Below are 18,020 nucleotides of genomic sequence, written 5' to 3'. Positions count from 1 at the left end.
TGAGGCCAATAAATTTTTTTACCAACTATATTCCATCATGGCAACAATGCTGCGTCCGCTACCATAGAAACAAGCTTCTGTATTTGAACATGAAGCAACATAATGTTTGTTGGTCAGATTATTCACATTCAGTTGTATATTGGCACCTTTTAACCTAGGAGAAGCCTCACCAAGATCATATTTCGCCATCAGGTCATAAAGGGTGTAGGATTTTACGTGGAATGTTTCTGCATAATCACCGGAAGTGGAACCGGTATAACGTACGCCTGCACCTAATGTAAATCCTTTCAGGGCCGTTTGTGTAAAGCTGTAACTCCCCCATGCAGAAGCCGCATGTTCAGGAATTGAAGGTGATCTTTTGCCGATCCGTGAGGCATTGCTATCGCTTTTGGTTTTGGTATCTGTATAGGTGTAACTGGCTATCAGATTGATCTCTGGCGTGATTTGGGAATGAATTTCGGCTTCAGCCCCTTTTGAGCCAATTTTGCCAATTTGTTCGCTAAAGCGGGTGACCGGATTACGGCTGGTCACATTTTTCTGGGTGATATCGAACAGAGAAAGGGTTAACAGGGTATTGTGGTCTTTTGGCTGGAATTTGATGCCTATCTCAGTTTGTTCACCCGTTGTTGGTTTGAAGGCAGGGGTTCCCGGCGCGCCTTGAGAGAGATTAGGTTCAAAGGAGGTACTGTAACTGATATAAGGCGAAATACCGTTATCAAAGGCATACAGTAATCCCGCACGCCCTGTAAAAGCGCGATCTTTCTGGGTTGTTGATTTGCTTTTAAGGATGTCTTGTTGCTTGGTTTCGGTCCAGTCATAACGCCCCGACAGGACTAAATTCCAGTTCTCCCAACTGAGTTGGTCTTGTACATAAACGCCTAATTGGTGGAGTTTCTTTTTATCATTTAAAGCCAGGGATAACTCTTTTTCATCAACGGGAACACTTCTGGTTGGATTTGACCAATCGAATTTGTATTGATCACCATTCTTTTGCCACCTTTTATTGTGGCTGTCCACCCACTTGTAATCGATTCCACTGGTGACGTTATGATCAATGTTACTGGTTGAGAATTGTGCTTTCAGATGATTATCCATGCTGAATGTCTGTGCTTCACTGTATTCCTTTTGTGGGCGGCGCTGGATACTAGTTGGTTGGTCTTTTATATCCGATACATAAACGAAAAGTTTATAACGCTCGTTTGAGCTTGAATAACGCAGGTTTTGCTGGAAAGAAAAGACATCATTAATGTCATGATCAAGAAGGTAGCCGATGGATCCCTGCTCCCGTCTGGCCTGATTAAAAGAAGGATCACTGAGATTCATATCGTAGGGAATATAACCCACATTGGGGGCAGATGTTACCGTGCCGATTTTAGGGTAGAAGTTGCGGTATCCTGCTTTGGGATCGTACTGATAGCTGGTCAGTAACGTAAAGGTCGTATTATTGTTGGGGATCCATGTCAGCGCAGGAGCGATGGCAATCCGCTCTTTTTTATAGTCTTTGACGAACTGCTTTTGGGTGCTGAGTATGCCATTTAGACGATAGAGAACGGGAATATCATCACCCAGTGCCCCACCGAAATCAAAAGCCAATTCACCCAGGCTCTGATTGCCCGCTTTCATCTGTACTTTGTGGATGGGCTGGGCAGTTGGCTTTTTGCTGGTCATATTAATCAAGCCGCCGGGGCTGACCTGACCATATAGCACAGATGCTGGCCCGTGCACCAACTCCACCCGTTCCAATAACCAAGGATCGATCTGATTACCATAACTCAAGCCATCAAGGAACTTAGGCGCATAACGAAAACCACGGGTAATCACTTCGTCATTGCGGTTGGAAGAGCCGCGATAATTAGTCACCACACCACTTGAATAATTCAAGGAGTCAGCAACAGTTGCTACACCTTGTGCTTCCATTTGTGTGCGATTAATGACGCTGATTGACTGGGGAGTTTTGATAAGAGGAGTGAGACTTTTGGTGCCTGCGGCACTGTCTGATTCTACAAAGTTTTTTTCAGAATTCCCTTTAATTTCACTTGTGACAGTTACGGTGTATTCGTTGTTATTGTCAGTCCCATTGTTTGCTGAGGCATATGGGGATAGTAGCAGGGCAGAAGTAAAGGTTAAGAATAATTTATTATAGTTATAGTTTATCGTCATTCTTTTTGCGGCTTTCGATGCATTGTTCTTGATAGGCAGTACCATGGATTTCATCTCTCAATATAGACATTTTCAAAATAAAAATTTAAAAATCAGTTAGATAACTAAGGCGACACCATTCTGGCTAAGCTGAATAGTGAAGGCCTCCTGCCACGTTTCCTGATAATGCTCCATTAACTCTGTTAGCCAGTGATTAAGATTAATAAAATAAATTGAATGATATTGCAAACGAAAATCATTATCAATATCATTAGATAATGATAATCATTTCTTTTGCGGGCGTTACGGGCGCGACATATCAGGCGCGGTGTATCAAATTCATATGTCACTTATGAGCGGGTGTTTTTGCAGGGGAGAAGGGAATGAAGTTAGTATTTCAGCCATCAGGTACAGCAGATAATTTATTATCTGCCCCTAATGTTGGTAGTGAATCATGGTGGGAACATATTGCTAGTTTGGGAACTCCGATCATCGAAGTTACGAGGAACCAGCAAGTTCAGACAACCTTCTTCTGGCGAGACCCTTACGGGGATGAACAAAACTCAGATTTTCGAAAAATCTATATCGATATCAATGGCATTACTAATCACCATCGTCCCGATCCGCAAAGTTTACAACGATTGCCTGAAACAGATATCTGGTATTGGTCAGTGAACCTTGAAGATGATTGGAGAGGAAGTTATCGATTTATACCTGTCACTGACGCATATCTCCCCCCCGAATTTTCCGATGAAAGTAAACAGCGCAATCAACAGCAACGTGAATGGTGGATTTCACTCTTCCCATTATCCATTCCAGATCCTTTGAATTTACAGAGTCATCACCGTAACGGGCTTAGTTTGCCTTTATCGGCAATTCATATGCCTAAAGCACCAGAACAGACTGTATGGGTACTGATTGATGGGATAAACCCAAATCATATTGGGCAGGCAGATAAACGAGAGCCTTTGCTTTTGCATTGGAATAGTAATCGGCTCAACAACCAAAGGCGTGTCTGGCTTTATTCCACCGGAGAAGAAAGCGAGGAAGAAACCGGAAAAGCAACTACGTCTCCTCGTCCTCTTATCATTCTCTTGGATGGATTGAATTGGGCGGAGAGAATGCCGATTTTTCCGGTGATTGATGCAGCGACTGAAAAACGGCAGATACCGGAGGCTGTTTGGCTTTTGATTGATGTTATTGATATGCCTCATCGGGAGCGGGAGCTTCCCTGCAATCCTGATTTTTGGCAAGCAATTCAGGATGAACTCTTGCCACTTGTCGCACAGCATGCCGCTTTCAGTGATGATCCTGAACAAACTGTTATCGCAGGGCAGAGTTACGGTGGGTTGGCGGCACTGTATGCCGCACTGCATTGGCCGCAACGCTTTGGTTGTGTTCTCACGCAATCGGGTTCTTTTTGGTGGCCTGACAGCAAAATTGTGCGGCAGTTTATATCATCCGCAGAACATAAGCCCGGCTGGCTGACCCAGCAACTGCTTGAGCAAAAAGTTATGCCTTCGTCATTGAAAATCTTTCAGGAGGCGGGTTCCCGCGAAGCAGATATCCATTTTGTGAATGAGCAAATGCATGCCGCATTACAGGAGGCAGGGCACAACGTAAATTATCGCGTGTTTAATGGTGGGCATGATGTGCTGTGCTGGCGTGGTGGGTTAATTGATGGCCTTAGTTGGTTACTGGCTGAAAAATGATGCGGTAAACCGATTATTGAAGTCCCAAATATGATGAGAACCAACGATGAATTTGCAACAAAAGAACCCTTTTGATGATGATGAAGCCACTTTTTATGTACTGATAAACGATCAACAGCAATATAGCCTTTGGCCAGCTTTTGCTGACCATCCTGCTGGTTGGAAGCAGATTATTGGCCCGGATTCACGAACAGCTTGTATCGCATACATAGAAGCGCATTGGGTGGATATGCGCCCGGCCAGTCTGCATAAAACACATCCGCATAAAACATAGATAAATCAAATTGATAATGCCGATGGTTTAGTCTGTAGAGTAGATAAGCAAGGAAATCAAACGTGCCGAATGTATTGCAACTTTCTGAAATTAAATCAGTCAATCTGACGTTGCCACTTGTGGCTGCTCAGCCCGGAATCTGGATGGCTGACCAACTTGCCAGTCATCGCAATGTGTTTACCATTGCGCATTATATTGAAATCAAGGGAAAACTGGATCGTTCCTTATTTGATGTGGCTATCCGCCAAGGTTTGGCTGAAGCCGATACCGTTCATGCGCGTTATTTTATGAATGAACAGGGAGACACTGTACAGCAAATTCCTGCTTTCTGTCATGTACAACAGGTTATTGCACCGGAGTGGCTCGATTTTACTCTTGAGCAGGGAGAAAACAGGTCACAAGCATTAATGCAGGCGGATCTGGCCGCTGAATTGCCCGCAGATGGGGAACGCCCGCTTTACCGACAAGTAATCATGAAAATCGGTGCTCAGCCTGAACGTTGGTTCTGGTATCAGCGTTTTCACCATCTTATGCTTGATGGTTTCAGTTTTGAGGCACTGACACGGCGTATTATTGATATCTATAACGCGTTAAACACAGGCAGGCAGCCCGCTGAAAATCCTTTCTGTTCATTCGATTTGGTCGTTAAAGAGTATCAGGAGTGGGAACAGTCTCCGGCAAAAGCAAAGGCAGCCGAATTCTGGCAACAGCATACTCGTGAGCGCGGTGCTTCCGTTTCACTTTCCACTGAAGAGATGGTGAATACAGGAACTTCCCTACCTTTACATCACCATTGCTATTTCCCACTTTCTCAATTTGCCCCATCAAGGGAAGATAATTTACTGCGGCAATTCCCGCCGGCTGAAATTGTGATGGCTGCACTCTGCATCTATTTCTATCGCATGAGCGGAGAAAAACATTTGTCGATTGGCTTTCCTTTTATGCGGCGTCTGGGATCTCAGGCGCTTTGTGCAATGGGACCAGTGGTCAATCTCTTGCCGCTGCAAATAAACCTGAACGAGAGTATGACCCTTGCAGGGGTAGCGAAAGCATTTGTGGATGAAATGAAGCAAGTTCGTCGTTACCAGCGGTATGAAGCCGAGCAGCTGCGTTGCGATCTGGGGTTATCAGGCAGTAAAAATGCGCTTTATGGCCCTGTTTTCAATTACAAAATTTATAACGAGACGTTGAAACTAGATGGTAAACCCATTAAGACACATACGCTCGCTATGGGACCCGTGGATGATTTAGAGTTTGAATTGTGTTGTTACGATGATCAGCTCCAGCTCGTGCTGATCGCGAATCGGAAAAAGTATAGTGAGCAAACTTTACAGTGGCATGGCGAACGGATCAGTTATTTGTTGAATCAATTGCTGATGCAGCCGCAGCAACTTATTGCGTTCGCCCCTCTCATCTCACCAAAGGAACAACAACGGCTTGATGAATGGTCTCGTGGGCCGAGAATCCAAGCGCCTGTAACGGGTGTTTCTGTGCTGGATCTCTTTTTGCTGCAAGTCGAGCGTCAGCCTGATGCCATCGCTATACGTTGTCGCAATGAACAGCTTAGTTACCACCAATTGATGACAAAAGTGATGCAGCTTGCACGCTTCTTGTTGTCGCAGGGAATCGGGGCTGAGGATGTGGTTGCCATTGGCATTCCTCGTTCAGTGGATTCAATTATTGCGATTCTGGGAGTATTGGCGAGTGGTGCTGCTTACATTCCCCTTGATCTCGATTATCCGCCGGAACGTTTGCAGTTAATGTGTGACGATGTTCAGCCCGCCTTGTTGATCACGCATCTGAATACGTTGGCACAAATGCCAAAAGCACCCAAGGTTATTTGTCTGGATGATCAGCAGATAGTGGCAAAGTGTTCCGGTTTATCTTCGTTACCTGTCACAGACGAAGAACGACGCGAAAAACTGTGCGGTGAGCATTTGGCTTATGTAATCTACACATCGGGATCTACAGGTAAGCCAAAAGGTGTTATGAGCACATATGGCGGGTTACTGAATTTGTTAACCTCCCACGCAACGTATCTGTTTGGGCCTGTCATCGAGAATTTTTATCAGCGACATGGCCGAAGGGCACGTGCAGGACACACTGCTTCTTTCTCCTTTGATTCCTCTTGGGAACCTCTGTTTTGTATGATCTTAGGCAGTGAACTCTATATTTTTGATGAGGAACTGAGACGGGATGCGTGGGGCGTGGTACAGCAAATGAATCTGCTGCCGATTGATATCATGGATATTACGCCTTCTTTCTTGACCCAACTTATCGATAGTGGATTGTTGGAAAAAGGTAATCACCAGCCAGCGTGTATTATGATCGGGGGCGAAGCTGCCACACCTCGGTTATGGGAATTACTTAAACAGCAGCCGCAAATGGATATCCACAACTATTATGGCCCTTCCGAATATACCATTGATACATTAGGTGCCAGTATTCAAATGGCCGATCAGCCTGTGATCGGGCGTCCGGTTGCCAATACCGATATCTGGCTTTTAGATAGTTATTTACAACCGGTGCCAATTGGTGCCGTGGGAGAACTGTATCTCTCTGGAGCGGGTATCGCCCGAGGTTATTTACATCGTCCGGGGATGACGGCAACACGCTTTGTTGCTAATCCGTTCCGTCATGGTGAAGTGATGTATCGCACTGGTGATCTTATGCGCTGGCGGCCTGATGGGCTGCTTGCATTTATTGGTCGGGTGGATCATCAGGTTAAAGTGCGTGGTTTCCGTGTTGAATTAGGTGAAGTAGAAAATGCGCTGGTTGATTTGCCGGAGGTCAGTTCTGCGGTAGTGATTGCTGAGCCAATCGGCGCAACGTATCGGCTGGTGGGATATTGTGCTGTCCCAGATGGGCAACGGCGCGTTTTACCGAATATCTCGGCTTTACTGTTAGCTGAACTGGCAAAGAAACTGCCTGATTATATGGTTCCTTCCCTCTTAATGGTGTTGGAAACCTTACCTATCTCAATCAATGGCAAAATCGACCGCAGCTCGTTGCCCAAGCCACAGCAACTTCAGTTACCAGTAGGCAGAAAAGCAGAAAATGAGCAGGAGAAATCGATTTGTAAAGCATTCTCCAGCCTATTAGCTGTGCCAGAAGTCAGTGCAGATGATGATTTTTTCGTGCTGGGAGGCGACAGTATTTCTGCAATGGCGCTGGGAACGCAATTACGCCGTCTTGGTTGGCAGTTACGTCCGCGGGATATTTTCAGTGAGCGTACACCTGCGCGCATGGCGTTGAAAATGACGCCGGTTACCATTGCAAAACAGGCTTTGAAACGCATTCAGAAAGGGGCGATCGATAGCTTGCCTATTTTGCGTTGGTTTGCCGAATCTCATGGGATTAATACCCGTTTCGCTCATGGTGTATTTATCCGAGTCCCCACAGAATTACAGCCACAACATTTAACGCAGGCATTGATTGCCTTAGGGCAAGCGCATCCTGTACTGCACGCGTTCACCCGTGATGATCAGCTTATAGTCGGTGAGTTTACCCATGAGCCGATTTCTGTATTTGAGGCAACGTATTGCAGCATACGGCAAAATTGCGAAGATATTGAAACCTGTGCAGAGCAAGCCTTCCACGATGCGGTTATGTGTCTAGAACCCGCAAATGGTCAGCTATTCCACACCTGTTTATTACAACAGGGAGGCGATGGCAATGACGGTGTATCTAAGGGATTAGTGTTTGTTATTCATCATTTGGCAACAGATGGCGTTTCGTGGCGAATATTATTGGATGAATTACGTCAGGGAGTTGAAGCTGTAATAAATGGCAAAGCTATAAATGGCAAAAATATAAATGACAAAGCTATGACTTTGCCAGCGGAAGAGTATTCTTTGCACGATTGGAACGATTATCTATGCCAAAATCTGCCACAACGTGCAGCCGAATTGCCTTTTTGGCAACAAATGTTGAATACAAAAACGTCTCTCTTAGGGCAGCGTCCGTTGGATGTACAGCGGGATCGCCAAATAAACGCCTGTACGGAACGAACATTATTGAGCGGTGAGCAAACAGCCGCATTATTGGGAATATTGCCCAAACAATATCACGCGAATATTGAAGAAGTTTTATTAACCATATTGGCAATGGCTTGCTATCGCCATTTTAACGTCAGTCAATTACGCTTCCAGCTAGAATCTCATGGCCGCATTGAATTAGACGAAAAGGGCGATTTGGCCCGGACTGTTGGTTGGTTGACCGCTGAATACCCGATAGTGGTAGGTCTGCCACAAACAGGAGAATACCCGCCCGCAGATCCAGCAGAGATGGTCAGGGCAGTGAAAAGTGTTTTGCGTGCGGTGCCCGATCGTGGGATAGGTTATGGTTTGTTGCGCTATCTCGATCAAACGGGACAGGAAATACTGGCAACGCAAGAAACGCCGGAGATCTTATTTAATTATCTGGGGCGTTTTATTGAGGCAGATAATTTATGGGGGCCTCAACGGACTAAAAATCTTTTCCGGGATGCGTTTGCTGTTTATCAAGATCCCGAAATGTCCCTGAACCATAGTTTGGAAATCAACCTATTTGTTGATGAGCAGGGACACACTCCACAGTTGGTCATTAACTGGCAATGGGTTGATGGTATTTTTAGTCATCAAGATATCGCAGAATTACATCACGGTATGGCATGGGCGGCTGATCGCTTAATTCAGTTCGCCAGACAGCAGCCTTTACAGGCGATGGCAACGTTAGTCGCCGCAGAAACCGGGCTGGCAGAGCTTGAGGAGAACGACCTCACTCAGTTGACCGAGCGTTATGGCCCATTATCTGCGGTATTGCCGTTGTTACCACTGCAACAAGGATTATTATTCCACGCACAAACAGCCACCGAGCATGGTAGTTATAATTCATTGACACGCCTTTCCCTGTTCGGGTCATTGACTGTTGCTGAATTACGTCGGGCGTTGTCAGTTTTAGTCCGGCATCACCCTCAGCTTGCTGCGAAATTTGATACTGAGCAATACACTTCTCCACTGCAATTGATACCGATCATCTCTGATGATAAAGATTATTGGACACTCGATTTTCATCAACTGCCTGAATTAACAGCGGAAGAGGAAGAGATGGCGTTGCAGGAACTGGAGAAAACAGAACTGGCGCGAGATCTCTTTCAGCAGCCAGTGGCGATGTTACATGCATTGCTGGTTCGTCACGGTAACAGTTCACGCCATACGATATTGCTGAATGCCCATCACCTGATCGTTGATGGTTGGTCAACACCTATTCTGGTGCAAGACCTTTTGACATTGCTGAATCAAAGCGAGTACGCCTTGCATAAACCTGAAATACGTTATCAAAACGTAGTCCGGCAATTATTGGCGCGTGAGACAGAGCCAGCCCGCCAATGTTGGCAACAGGTATTGAAAGATGTTCAACCAACATGTTTGTTCGGTGAACAACACCATACTGGTGAGGTTAAGGAGCTTGAAATATTACTCGAACCAGCGATGGAACAGCAGTTAATCGGCTTATGTCAGCAACGAGGTTTAACCCTGAACACGTTGATGCAAGGCATTTGGTCTTTGCTATTGAGTATCCACAGCGGCTCACCTGATGTTGTTTTTGGCTCCCCGGTCTCAGGGCGATTTGGGCAGACTGACGGGCTAGACCAGCATATTGGGCTGTTTAGTAACACCTTACCAGTTCGGGTTATTCTGGATATGGCACAACCTCTATTGCCACAACTAGAAAAACTACAGGCCCAGCAGATCCAATTGATTGAACATGACAATATTGGTCTGGGTGAAATCCAACAAATTGCCGGTACTGGCACGCTTTTTGATACTTTGCTGGTGGTCGAAAATTACCCTGAAGTGAAGCAGAACCAAGAAGAGATCCAAAACATTACCTGCCAGAGCATCAATAACCGGGGTTATACCCATTATCCTTTGACGTTGCTGGTGCTGCCGGGTAAGCGTCTGCGTTTATTGATGGAATATCGTGAAAGCGTTAAACAGCCTGAGCGTTTGGCACAACGCATACGGCTCTTGATCCGGCAATTAATTGAACAGCCTGAGATTGCACTGCGCGAGTGGGTTTTGCAATCGGTTGATGAAGTCGCGTTTATTGAAGAAATCAATAACACTTATCATGACCTCCCTTCTGTAACACTCCATCAGGCGGTCATTGAACAGGCAAGAAAAACGCCCGACAATTTGGCATTGTTGGATTGCCATCATCGTCTGACTTACCAGCAAATGCGCCTCCAAACTCGCTTGTTAGTTGATCGTCTAATTGAAGCGGGGGTACAAACAGGGGACATTGTTGGGGTGGCATTATCACGTTCGGTTCGGCTGAGCTTGGCGTTACAGGCGATTCTGGAAGCGGGTGCTGCATGGTTGCCTCTTGATACTGGCTACCCTGATGAACGCTTGACCATCATGTTGGAAGATGCCCAACCTCGATTAGTGATTACGGAAAGTGAACATCAGGCACGTTTTGCCAATCAGGCCCCTTTGTTGTTACTAAATGGATTGTTGCTAGATCAGCCGCCGAATGAAACACAGCAGCCTGTCCATCCTGCCGCCAATGTGACTCCTGAACATACGGCGTACATTATCTATACCTCTGGCTCTACAGGAAAACCCAAAGGGGTTATGGTGAGCCACCAAGCTATTGTTAACCGTTTATTGTGGATGCAAGAAGCCTACCAATTGACAGGGAATGATGTGGTATTGCAGAAAACACCATGTAGTTTTGATGTCTCTGTCTGGGAGTTTTTCTGGCCTTTAATGACAGGCGCCCAATTAGTGATGGCACCACCTGAGGCACATCGCGATCCCGCTGCGCTTTTCCAACTTATTGATGATTACCGTGTCACGACATTGCATTTTGTGCCATCAATGTTGGCAACGTTAATTGATTCACTAGCGTTACGAGAACAAGAAGCGCCGTTCTGCCACAGCCTGAGACGTGTTTTCTGTAGTGGTGAAGCCTTGTCATGTGAACTGGCGCATCGCTATCAGACATTGATGTCGGCACCTTTGCATAACCTTTATGGGCCAACGGAAGCGGCGGTGGATGTGACATGGCAACCGGCGTTTGGCGAGGCATTGGCGCGTTGCAGTAGCTCTGGTGTTCCTATCGGCCGTCCGGTATGGAATACCCAATTGCGTATTTTAGATCCTTGGTTGCGCCCTGTTCCGATTGGAGTCGCTGGTGATCTCTACCTCTGCGGTATTCAACTGGCGACAAACTACCTGAACCGACCCGATCTGACAGCCAGCCGCTTTGTGGCTGATCCATTTGCATCTGGCGAACGGATGTACCGAACGGGAGATATTGCCTGTTGGTCAGAAAATGGTGAGGTCGAATATCTGGGGCGCAGTGATGAGCAATTAAAAATACGTGGTCAACGTATTGAACTGGGTGAAATTGAACAAGTTTTACTGGAACAACCCGGAGTGGCGCAGGCGGCGGTTGCTGCACGTGAGCTGGGCAAATCAGGTCAGGTAATGGGAAATGTCGATGCGCGCCAGTTAATTGCTTGGTTGATTCCTCAATCAGGTGTGACATTGGATATTGCCGCACTGCAACAAGCGATGATGAAACGATTGCCAGCTTATATGCTGCCTGTCAGCTATGCGATACAGGAAAATTTCCCGCTGAGTGCAAATGGAAAATTAAACCGTAAGGCACTCCCGCTGCCAGAGAAGCTAACTACAGGCCGGTTACCGCAAGCAGGTTTAGAAAGTCAGCTGGCTAAATTATTCGCTGAAATTTTAGAGTGTGAAATGGTTTGGGCTGATGATGATTTCTTTGCTCTGGGAGGGCATTCGTTGCTGGCAATGCGTCTGGCAGCCGAAATACACCGACGCTTTAATTACCCTGTTTCAGTTGGCAATATCATAGTCGCACGAAGTGTAGAAAAATTGAGCGCGCTATTGGTTCATAAGCAAACGCTTGATAAACGAATGCTTGATAAACGAATACTTGGTGAACGAGCAGTTGATGAACTCGCGGATGAACAAAAGCAAAATTTAGCTGAAAACAGCGGGATGGGAGAGGTTCTACCATTAAGGGAAGGCTCTGGGCCAGCGCTGTTTTGTGTGCATCCCGCATCAGGTTTTGCTTGGCAATACAGTGGGCTGTTGCGTTATCTGGAGGGAGATTGGCCGATTATCGGGTTACAGTCCCCTCGTCCTCGTGGCGTGATTGCTGAATGTCATAGCCTCGACGCAATGTGCATACGTCATTTAGCAACTTTGCGAAATATCCAACCTCATGGGCCTTATTACTTGCTGGGCTATTCTCTGGGTGGAATGTTGGCTCAGGGAATGGCCATTCGTTTACAGCAAGAAGGAGAGGAAGTCGCTTTCTTGGGATTATTGGATGCCTATCCTCCGGAGGGGCAGGATTGGGGAGGGTTAAGCGAAGAGGAAGCCAAACAGGAAATTGCCCGTGAACAGGCGGAGTTTATGGCGACGACAGAAGATGAGCGTGATCCGCAACTGCGTCAGGAAAAACAGGCAATGTTCGAGGATATTGTCGCTAACTATCAAGATGCTGTACGCAGTTTATTATCTGCCATTAATCAGAAATATGATGGCGAAGCAGCGTTATTTGTGGCTGAGCGGACATTGCCTCCTGATTTGGATGTTGAAGGGACATGGGCTCCCTGGATTCGCCATTTAAAGGTCTATCGGCAAGATTGTGAACATGTAGATATCCTTTCTCCCGTTTCATTGAAACAGTGGGGACCACTGCTGAATAGCCTGTTGATAAGAATAACCTGTTGAAACAAGACCGCAGTTAACTTTATCGCGTTTAACGCCATCGCATTGTATGGAGCATTATGGCCAGTTCATCACTCTTTTTGGATTTTAGTTTGCTCAGAAATAATGCGCATTTCCGAGCTATCTTTATTGCCCGTATGTTATCTGTCTTTGCATTGGGAATGCTGACGGTTGGCGTCCCTGTCCAGATGCAGTTTCTGACGGGATCTACCTTACAGGTAGGAATTGTGGTCGCACTGGATGGCGTCGGTATGTTTATCGGCCTCATTCTGGGGGGAATACTGGCAGACCGTTATGATCGGCGTAAACTTATTTTGTTTGCCCGTGGCACTTGTGGCATCGGTTTTGTGGCACTGAGCTTTAACGCATTTTTAGATTCGCCATCACTGTATATGCTCTATTTTCTTTCTATCTGGGATGGCTTTTTTGGTGCGTTGGGGATGACGGCGTTAATGGCGGCAATCCCCAATTTAGTAGGGCGGGAAAATCTGGCCGCGGCAGGTGCCTTGAGCATGATTACCGTTCGCATAGGTGCCATTATTTCACCGGCATTGGCAGGTATTATTATTGTTGCAGGTGGGCCAGGATGGAACTTTACCGTTGCGGCAATCGGTACATTAGCCACATTATTACCCCTGATGAGGCTTCCTGAAATGAAACCTCAGTCAAGCAAAAAAGAGCACCCGATCAGTGCGTTGGTAAGCGGGGTGAAATTTGTTTGTCAGCATAAAATTGTGGGCAGTGTCATACTGGTGGGGATGCTGCTCAGTGTCGCAGGAGCGGTTCGCATTCTGTTTCCTGCATTGTCTCAGGAAGTATATCACCAAGGGCCGTCAGCGACTGGGCTGATGTATTCTGCCGTTCCTTTGGGAGCCATGTTAGGTGCCTTCACCAGCGGATGGATCGGGCGAAGCTCACGATCCGGAGTTCTGCTTGTTGTATGTGCACTGTGCTCCTTTATCACATTATCCCTACTGGGAGTCGTCACAAATATCGTTCTGGCATTACTTGTTCTGGTTTGTTATGGATATTTGAATGCGTTTGCATCCTTACTGCAATTTACCCTTGTGCAGAGCCATACGCCGGATCATTTATTGGGGCGAGTGAACAGTTTTGTTACTGCACAAGATGTTACGGGTGATTCTTTGGGAGCGTTGGGTTTGGGTTTTATGGGACGCTTGTTGTCTCCCGTAATGACCGTCTTTTCGTTCGGGGCTTTTGCTGCACTTACCTGCCTATTGCTTGCAGCAGTAGTAAAACCTTTACGCCATTCTACATTGCGTGGCAGCATGCCATTAGCAGAAAAAAAACCTTTAGAAAGAGAACCTAAGCAAAGCGATAGCTAATGGGAATAAAGTCCGCCTATGATCATTAGCAAGAATATCCCACAGTTAAACAAATCACGGCGTGGTATCAATATCACGCCATCATGCCATCATGCCATCACACCGCAACATAAAAAATACCATTCCAATTTTTCAAAATAACATTTTTTGTTATTTTTTGTTAAAAAATTATTAGGAAAATATTAATAAAATGTGTCATTTTATGGTGTATTTAGGTGATGCAGGTGATGGTTTCAACCCGCCTACACAATAAAAAACTTAAGAACTGGTATTTTTGCAAATCAATAACGGATGATAACTAAGATGAATAAGCGATACAGAATACCCCGGAGCACTCTGACTGCCGCGCGTTTATCGGTCAAAACCCAGCCACGCGTGCTTTACCACGCCATAGCTTGCTGTCTGGCAGCAGCAAGCTTTGGCGCTTATGCGGAAAATTATATCGAGAAAGGGCAGCTCGGTGATCCTGCCAGCTGGCGTTCCAGTGAGTTTTTGGCTGAATGGGGGCTTGGTGCCATTCACGCTGATGAAGCCTATGCCAGAGGCTATACCGGTAAAGGGATCAAGCTAGGGATATTCGATCAGGTCGTTTATGCCAAGCATCCTGAGTTTGTAGGAAAAGATAAGGTCATCAACTTAGTTACCTCTGGGATACGTGAATATACCGACCCCTATATTAAGGTGAAAAAAGGCGATTCATTCAATTATGGTGGTGCACCGTCCGTAGATGGATACAACGAATTAGGAGCGCATGGTGTCCATGTTGCGGGTATTGCTGCGGGTAGCCGAGATGGCAAAAAAATGCATGGGGTGGCCTATAACGCGCAAATACTCAGTGCAGATAACGGTGATCCCGGCCCCGAAGATGGCATCATCTTAGGCAATGATGGTGGCGTTTACCAAGCTGGTTGGCATGCACTGATAAACAATGGCGCTCGCATCATAAACAACAGCTGGGGGATTGGTATTGATAAGAAGCTTGAGAATGGCGGAGGCGATCCGAACGCAGCTCACTTTACCTTAGCAGAGGCTCAAAAGCAGTTTGATGAAATCAAGCCACTTTTGGGTACAAAACCCGGTGGTGCATATCAGGGGGCAATTGATGCTGCCCGCAGTGGTATTGTGACGATTTTTGCCGCGGGTAACAGTCAGAACTACAGTAATCCGGATGCCATCGCTGGTCTGGCTTGGTTTGTGCCAGATATTGCACCAAACTGGCTGACAGTCGCCAGTGTGGAAAAAGATCCGAATAGTACCAATAGTGTTCCTTATTCCATCAGCAATTTTTCCTCACGCTGTGGCTATACTGCCAGTTTTTGTGTCAGTGCGCCCGGTAGTCGGATTTATAGCTCAGTCATTGGCGGAAAAGTGGATAACGTGACTACTGGATATGCTCATTACAATGGTACTTCGATGGCTGCACCACATGTTAGTGGTAGTATTGCGGTATTGATGGAGCGTTTCCCATATATGACCGGAGCTCAAGCGTCTTCTGTGCTGTTAACTACAGCGACTGATATGGGCGAAAAGGGGATTGATGAGATTTACGGCTGGGGATTAATCAACCTCGGCAAAGCGATAAATGGCCCCGGTATGTTCTATGCCGCAGAGGATATTCCTGAAAAATTCCGCATCCCAGATCCTGATGGTGTGGTCTACGGCAACGGTCAGTTTATTGCTGATATTCCGGGTGTCGGTGCTGTGATCGATAAGGGCAAACCGACTGAACATGTCTGTGAGACTGCTCAGTGTGCTCTGGATTTATGGAGCAATGATATCAGCGGTCATGGCGGGCTGATTAAACAAGGCAGAGGTGCGCTGATCCTCAGTGGTCAAAATACTTATTCTGGCCCAACGCTGGTCAAACAGGGATTGCTGAATGTCAGTGGCGGCGTTTCTTCCACTGTTTCGGTAATGGAAAGTGGTGTTCTTGGTGGAAATGGCACGGTTGGTACACTCAGTGTGCAGCGTGGTGGTACTGTTGCACCGGGTAACTCCATTGGTACACTGAAAGTCACTGACAAAATTACTTTTGAACCGGGTTCTCATTACGCTGTTGAAATCGCAGCCGATGGACGCAGTGACAGCATTCAGGTTGAAAAAAGTGCCCAGCTCAATGGCGGAAAAGTTAGCGTTTCCCTTGAAAATACGGGGAATTTGCTTTCCTTTAAAGAAGTACAAAGCCTAGCTGGCCAGCAATACAATATTCTTAATGCGAAGCAAAATATCAACGGCCGCTTTGATACTGTCGTCCCGAATTATCTCTTCCTTGGTACTAAATTGTCCTATCAGCCTAGCAAAGTCTCCCTCCATATCGGACGCAATGATACTGCTTTTGCGAATGTTGCCAAGACACAAAATGAACGTGCTGTAGCGGTTGCCGCTGATACCCTCGGTGCGGGCAATCCTGTCTATGAAAGTATCTTGGCCAGCGCCTCTGAAGGGCAAGCCCGATATGCGTTTCGTCAGCTCAATGGGCAGATCCACGCCGATGTTGCTTCCCTGTTGGTGAATGACAGCCGTTATTTACGCGATACTTTAAACTCTCGTTTGAGTCAGGCCGAAGGCCGTTCATTATCGCCTGATATTCATGGAGATGATAACGGTGCATGGGTTCGATTGCTTAGTGCATGGAACCACGCTTCTGGTACAGAGAATGCGAGCGGTTATCAGGCTTCCAACTACGGTGTATTCCTTGGTGTAGATGCCCTTGTTGACGAATACAGTCGTCTTGGGATTGCTACTGGTTACACCCGTACTTCTCTTGATGGCGGTAACAGCGCTACTGCTGACAGTAATAACTATCACCTCGCTCTTTATGGTGACCGTCAGTTTGGTGATTTTGCTTTACGCACCAATGGCGGATTCACATGGCACCGTATTGATACTGCCCGCTCTATCATCTATGGCAGCCAGCGTGATAGTGAGAATGCAAAATACAGTGGGCGTACATCGCAGTTGTCTGCGGAGCTTGCTTATCATCTACCGGCAGGCGCTGTGAATTTGGAACCATTCATTAATTTGGCTTACGTTAACTTCCGCAATGAAGGGATTAACGAAAACGGTGCCGCCGCCGCATTTCATGGTGGCAGTCAACATACCGAAGCGACGCTCTCCACATTGGGATTGCGCGCCAATCATAACTGGCAAACTTCATGGGGTTCTTCGATTGCTCTGAATGGAGAGCTAGGATGGCAGCATCAATACGGTGAGTCTGAACGAGCAACAGGCTTGTCATTCCGTGGCAGTAACACGACGTTTGTGACCCGCAGTGTTCCGGTTTCCCGTGATGGTGTAGTGTTGAAAGCTAATGCAGAGATGAGCACAAGTAACAACATCTCATTCACTCTTGGTTATAGCGGATTGCTGTCCAGCAGCCATCAGGACAATAGTATGAATGTCGGTTTTAAATGGCAATTCTGATGATGAGCAGGATGTAAGTATCTGATAAGGAAATATTGGAGTGAAATTGGAGTTAATTGGTTGATTTTAGACAAAAAACAGACATCTTCCGGTGTCTGTTTTTTTAAATGCGGTCGTGGCAGGTTTTTGACTGTCGCCACCCTGTGCGTATAACGTGAAATGAGAGCAAAACGTAGTAGGTAAAAGACAAATGGAGATAGGGTCTGATGCTAAGATGAAAAATAATTGCATGATTCAATGTACTTAAATAGCAATATAAAACACCCTTCTGAGGTATTTTTTAGTTTATGAAACCTTCATCGCCGAACAATTAGGATTGTTCATACTGGAGATATCTGCTTTCAAAGGTGCGCAAATGTACCGCAAT

General features: G+C 46.4%; 6 protein-coding genes. 5 read left to right on the top strand and 1 reads right to left on the bottom strand.

Annotated features, from left to right (window positions below):
* Positions 1-18 precede the first annotated feature (18 nt).
* Positions 19-2,205, bottom strand: a complete 2,187-nt coding sequence (locus tag PSI14_RS11440) for a TonB-dependent siderophore receptor (protein ID WP_273576009.1) — start codon at positions 2,203-2,205, stop codon at positions 19-21.
* A gap of 317 nt (positions 2,206-2,522) precedes the next feature.
* Here PSI14_RS11440 and fes point away from each other — a divergent pair, with 317 nt between their 5' ends.
* From fes to PSI14_RS11415, 5 genes are all read left to right on the top strand, one after another.
* Positions 2,523-3,851, top strand: coding sequence for an enterochelin esterase (gene fes, locus PSI14_RS11435; RefSeq protein WP_273576008.1), 1,329 nt, complete (start codon positions 2,523-2,525; stop codon positions 3,849-3,851).
* Positions 3,852-3,897: 46 nt separating this feature from the next.
* Positions 3,898-4,125: an MbtH family protein gene (locus PSI14_RS11430; protein WP_273576007.1), complete on the top strand. Its 228-nt coding sequence runs from the start codon at positions 3,898-3,900 to the stop codon at positions 4,123-4,125.
* Between the two features lie 62 nt (positions 4,126-4,187).
* Positions 4,188-12,887 (top strand): non-ribosomal peptide synthetase, encoded by an 8,700-nt coding sequence (locus PSI14_RS11425; RefSeq protein ID WP_273576006.1) that lies wholly within the window; start codon positions 4,188-4,190, stop codon positions 12,885-12,887.
* Between the two features lie 56 nt (positions 12,888-12,943).
* On the top strand, positions 12,944-14,230 hold the full coding sequence (gene entS, locus PSI14_RS11420; protein WP_273576005.1) for an enterobactin transporter EntS: 1,287 nt from the start codon (positions 12,944-12,946) through the stop codon (positions 14,228-14,230).
* Between the two features lie 303 nt (positions 14,231-14,533).
* Complete coding sequence (locus PSI14_RS11415; protein WP_273576004.1) at positions 14,534-17,653, top strand: autotransporter outer membrane beta-barrel domain-containing protein; 3,120 nt, start codon at positions 14,534-14,536, stop codon at positions 17,651-17,653.
* Positions 17,654-18,020: the final 367 nt, after the last annotated feature.

Source organism: Xenorhabdus anantnagensis, from assembly GCF_028598555.1.
Lineage (GTDB): Bacteria > Pseudomonadota > Gammaproteobacteria > Enterobacterales > Enterobacteriaceae > Xenorhabdus > Xenorhabdus anantnagensis.
This window is presented reverse-complemented; position numbering and strand designations above follow the sequence as displayed.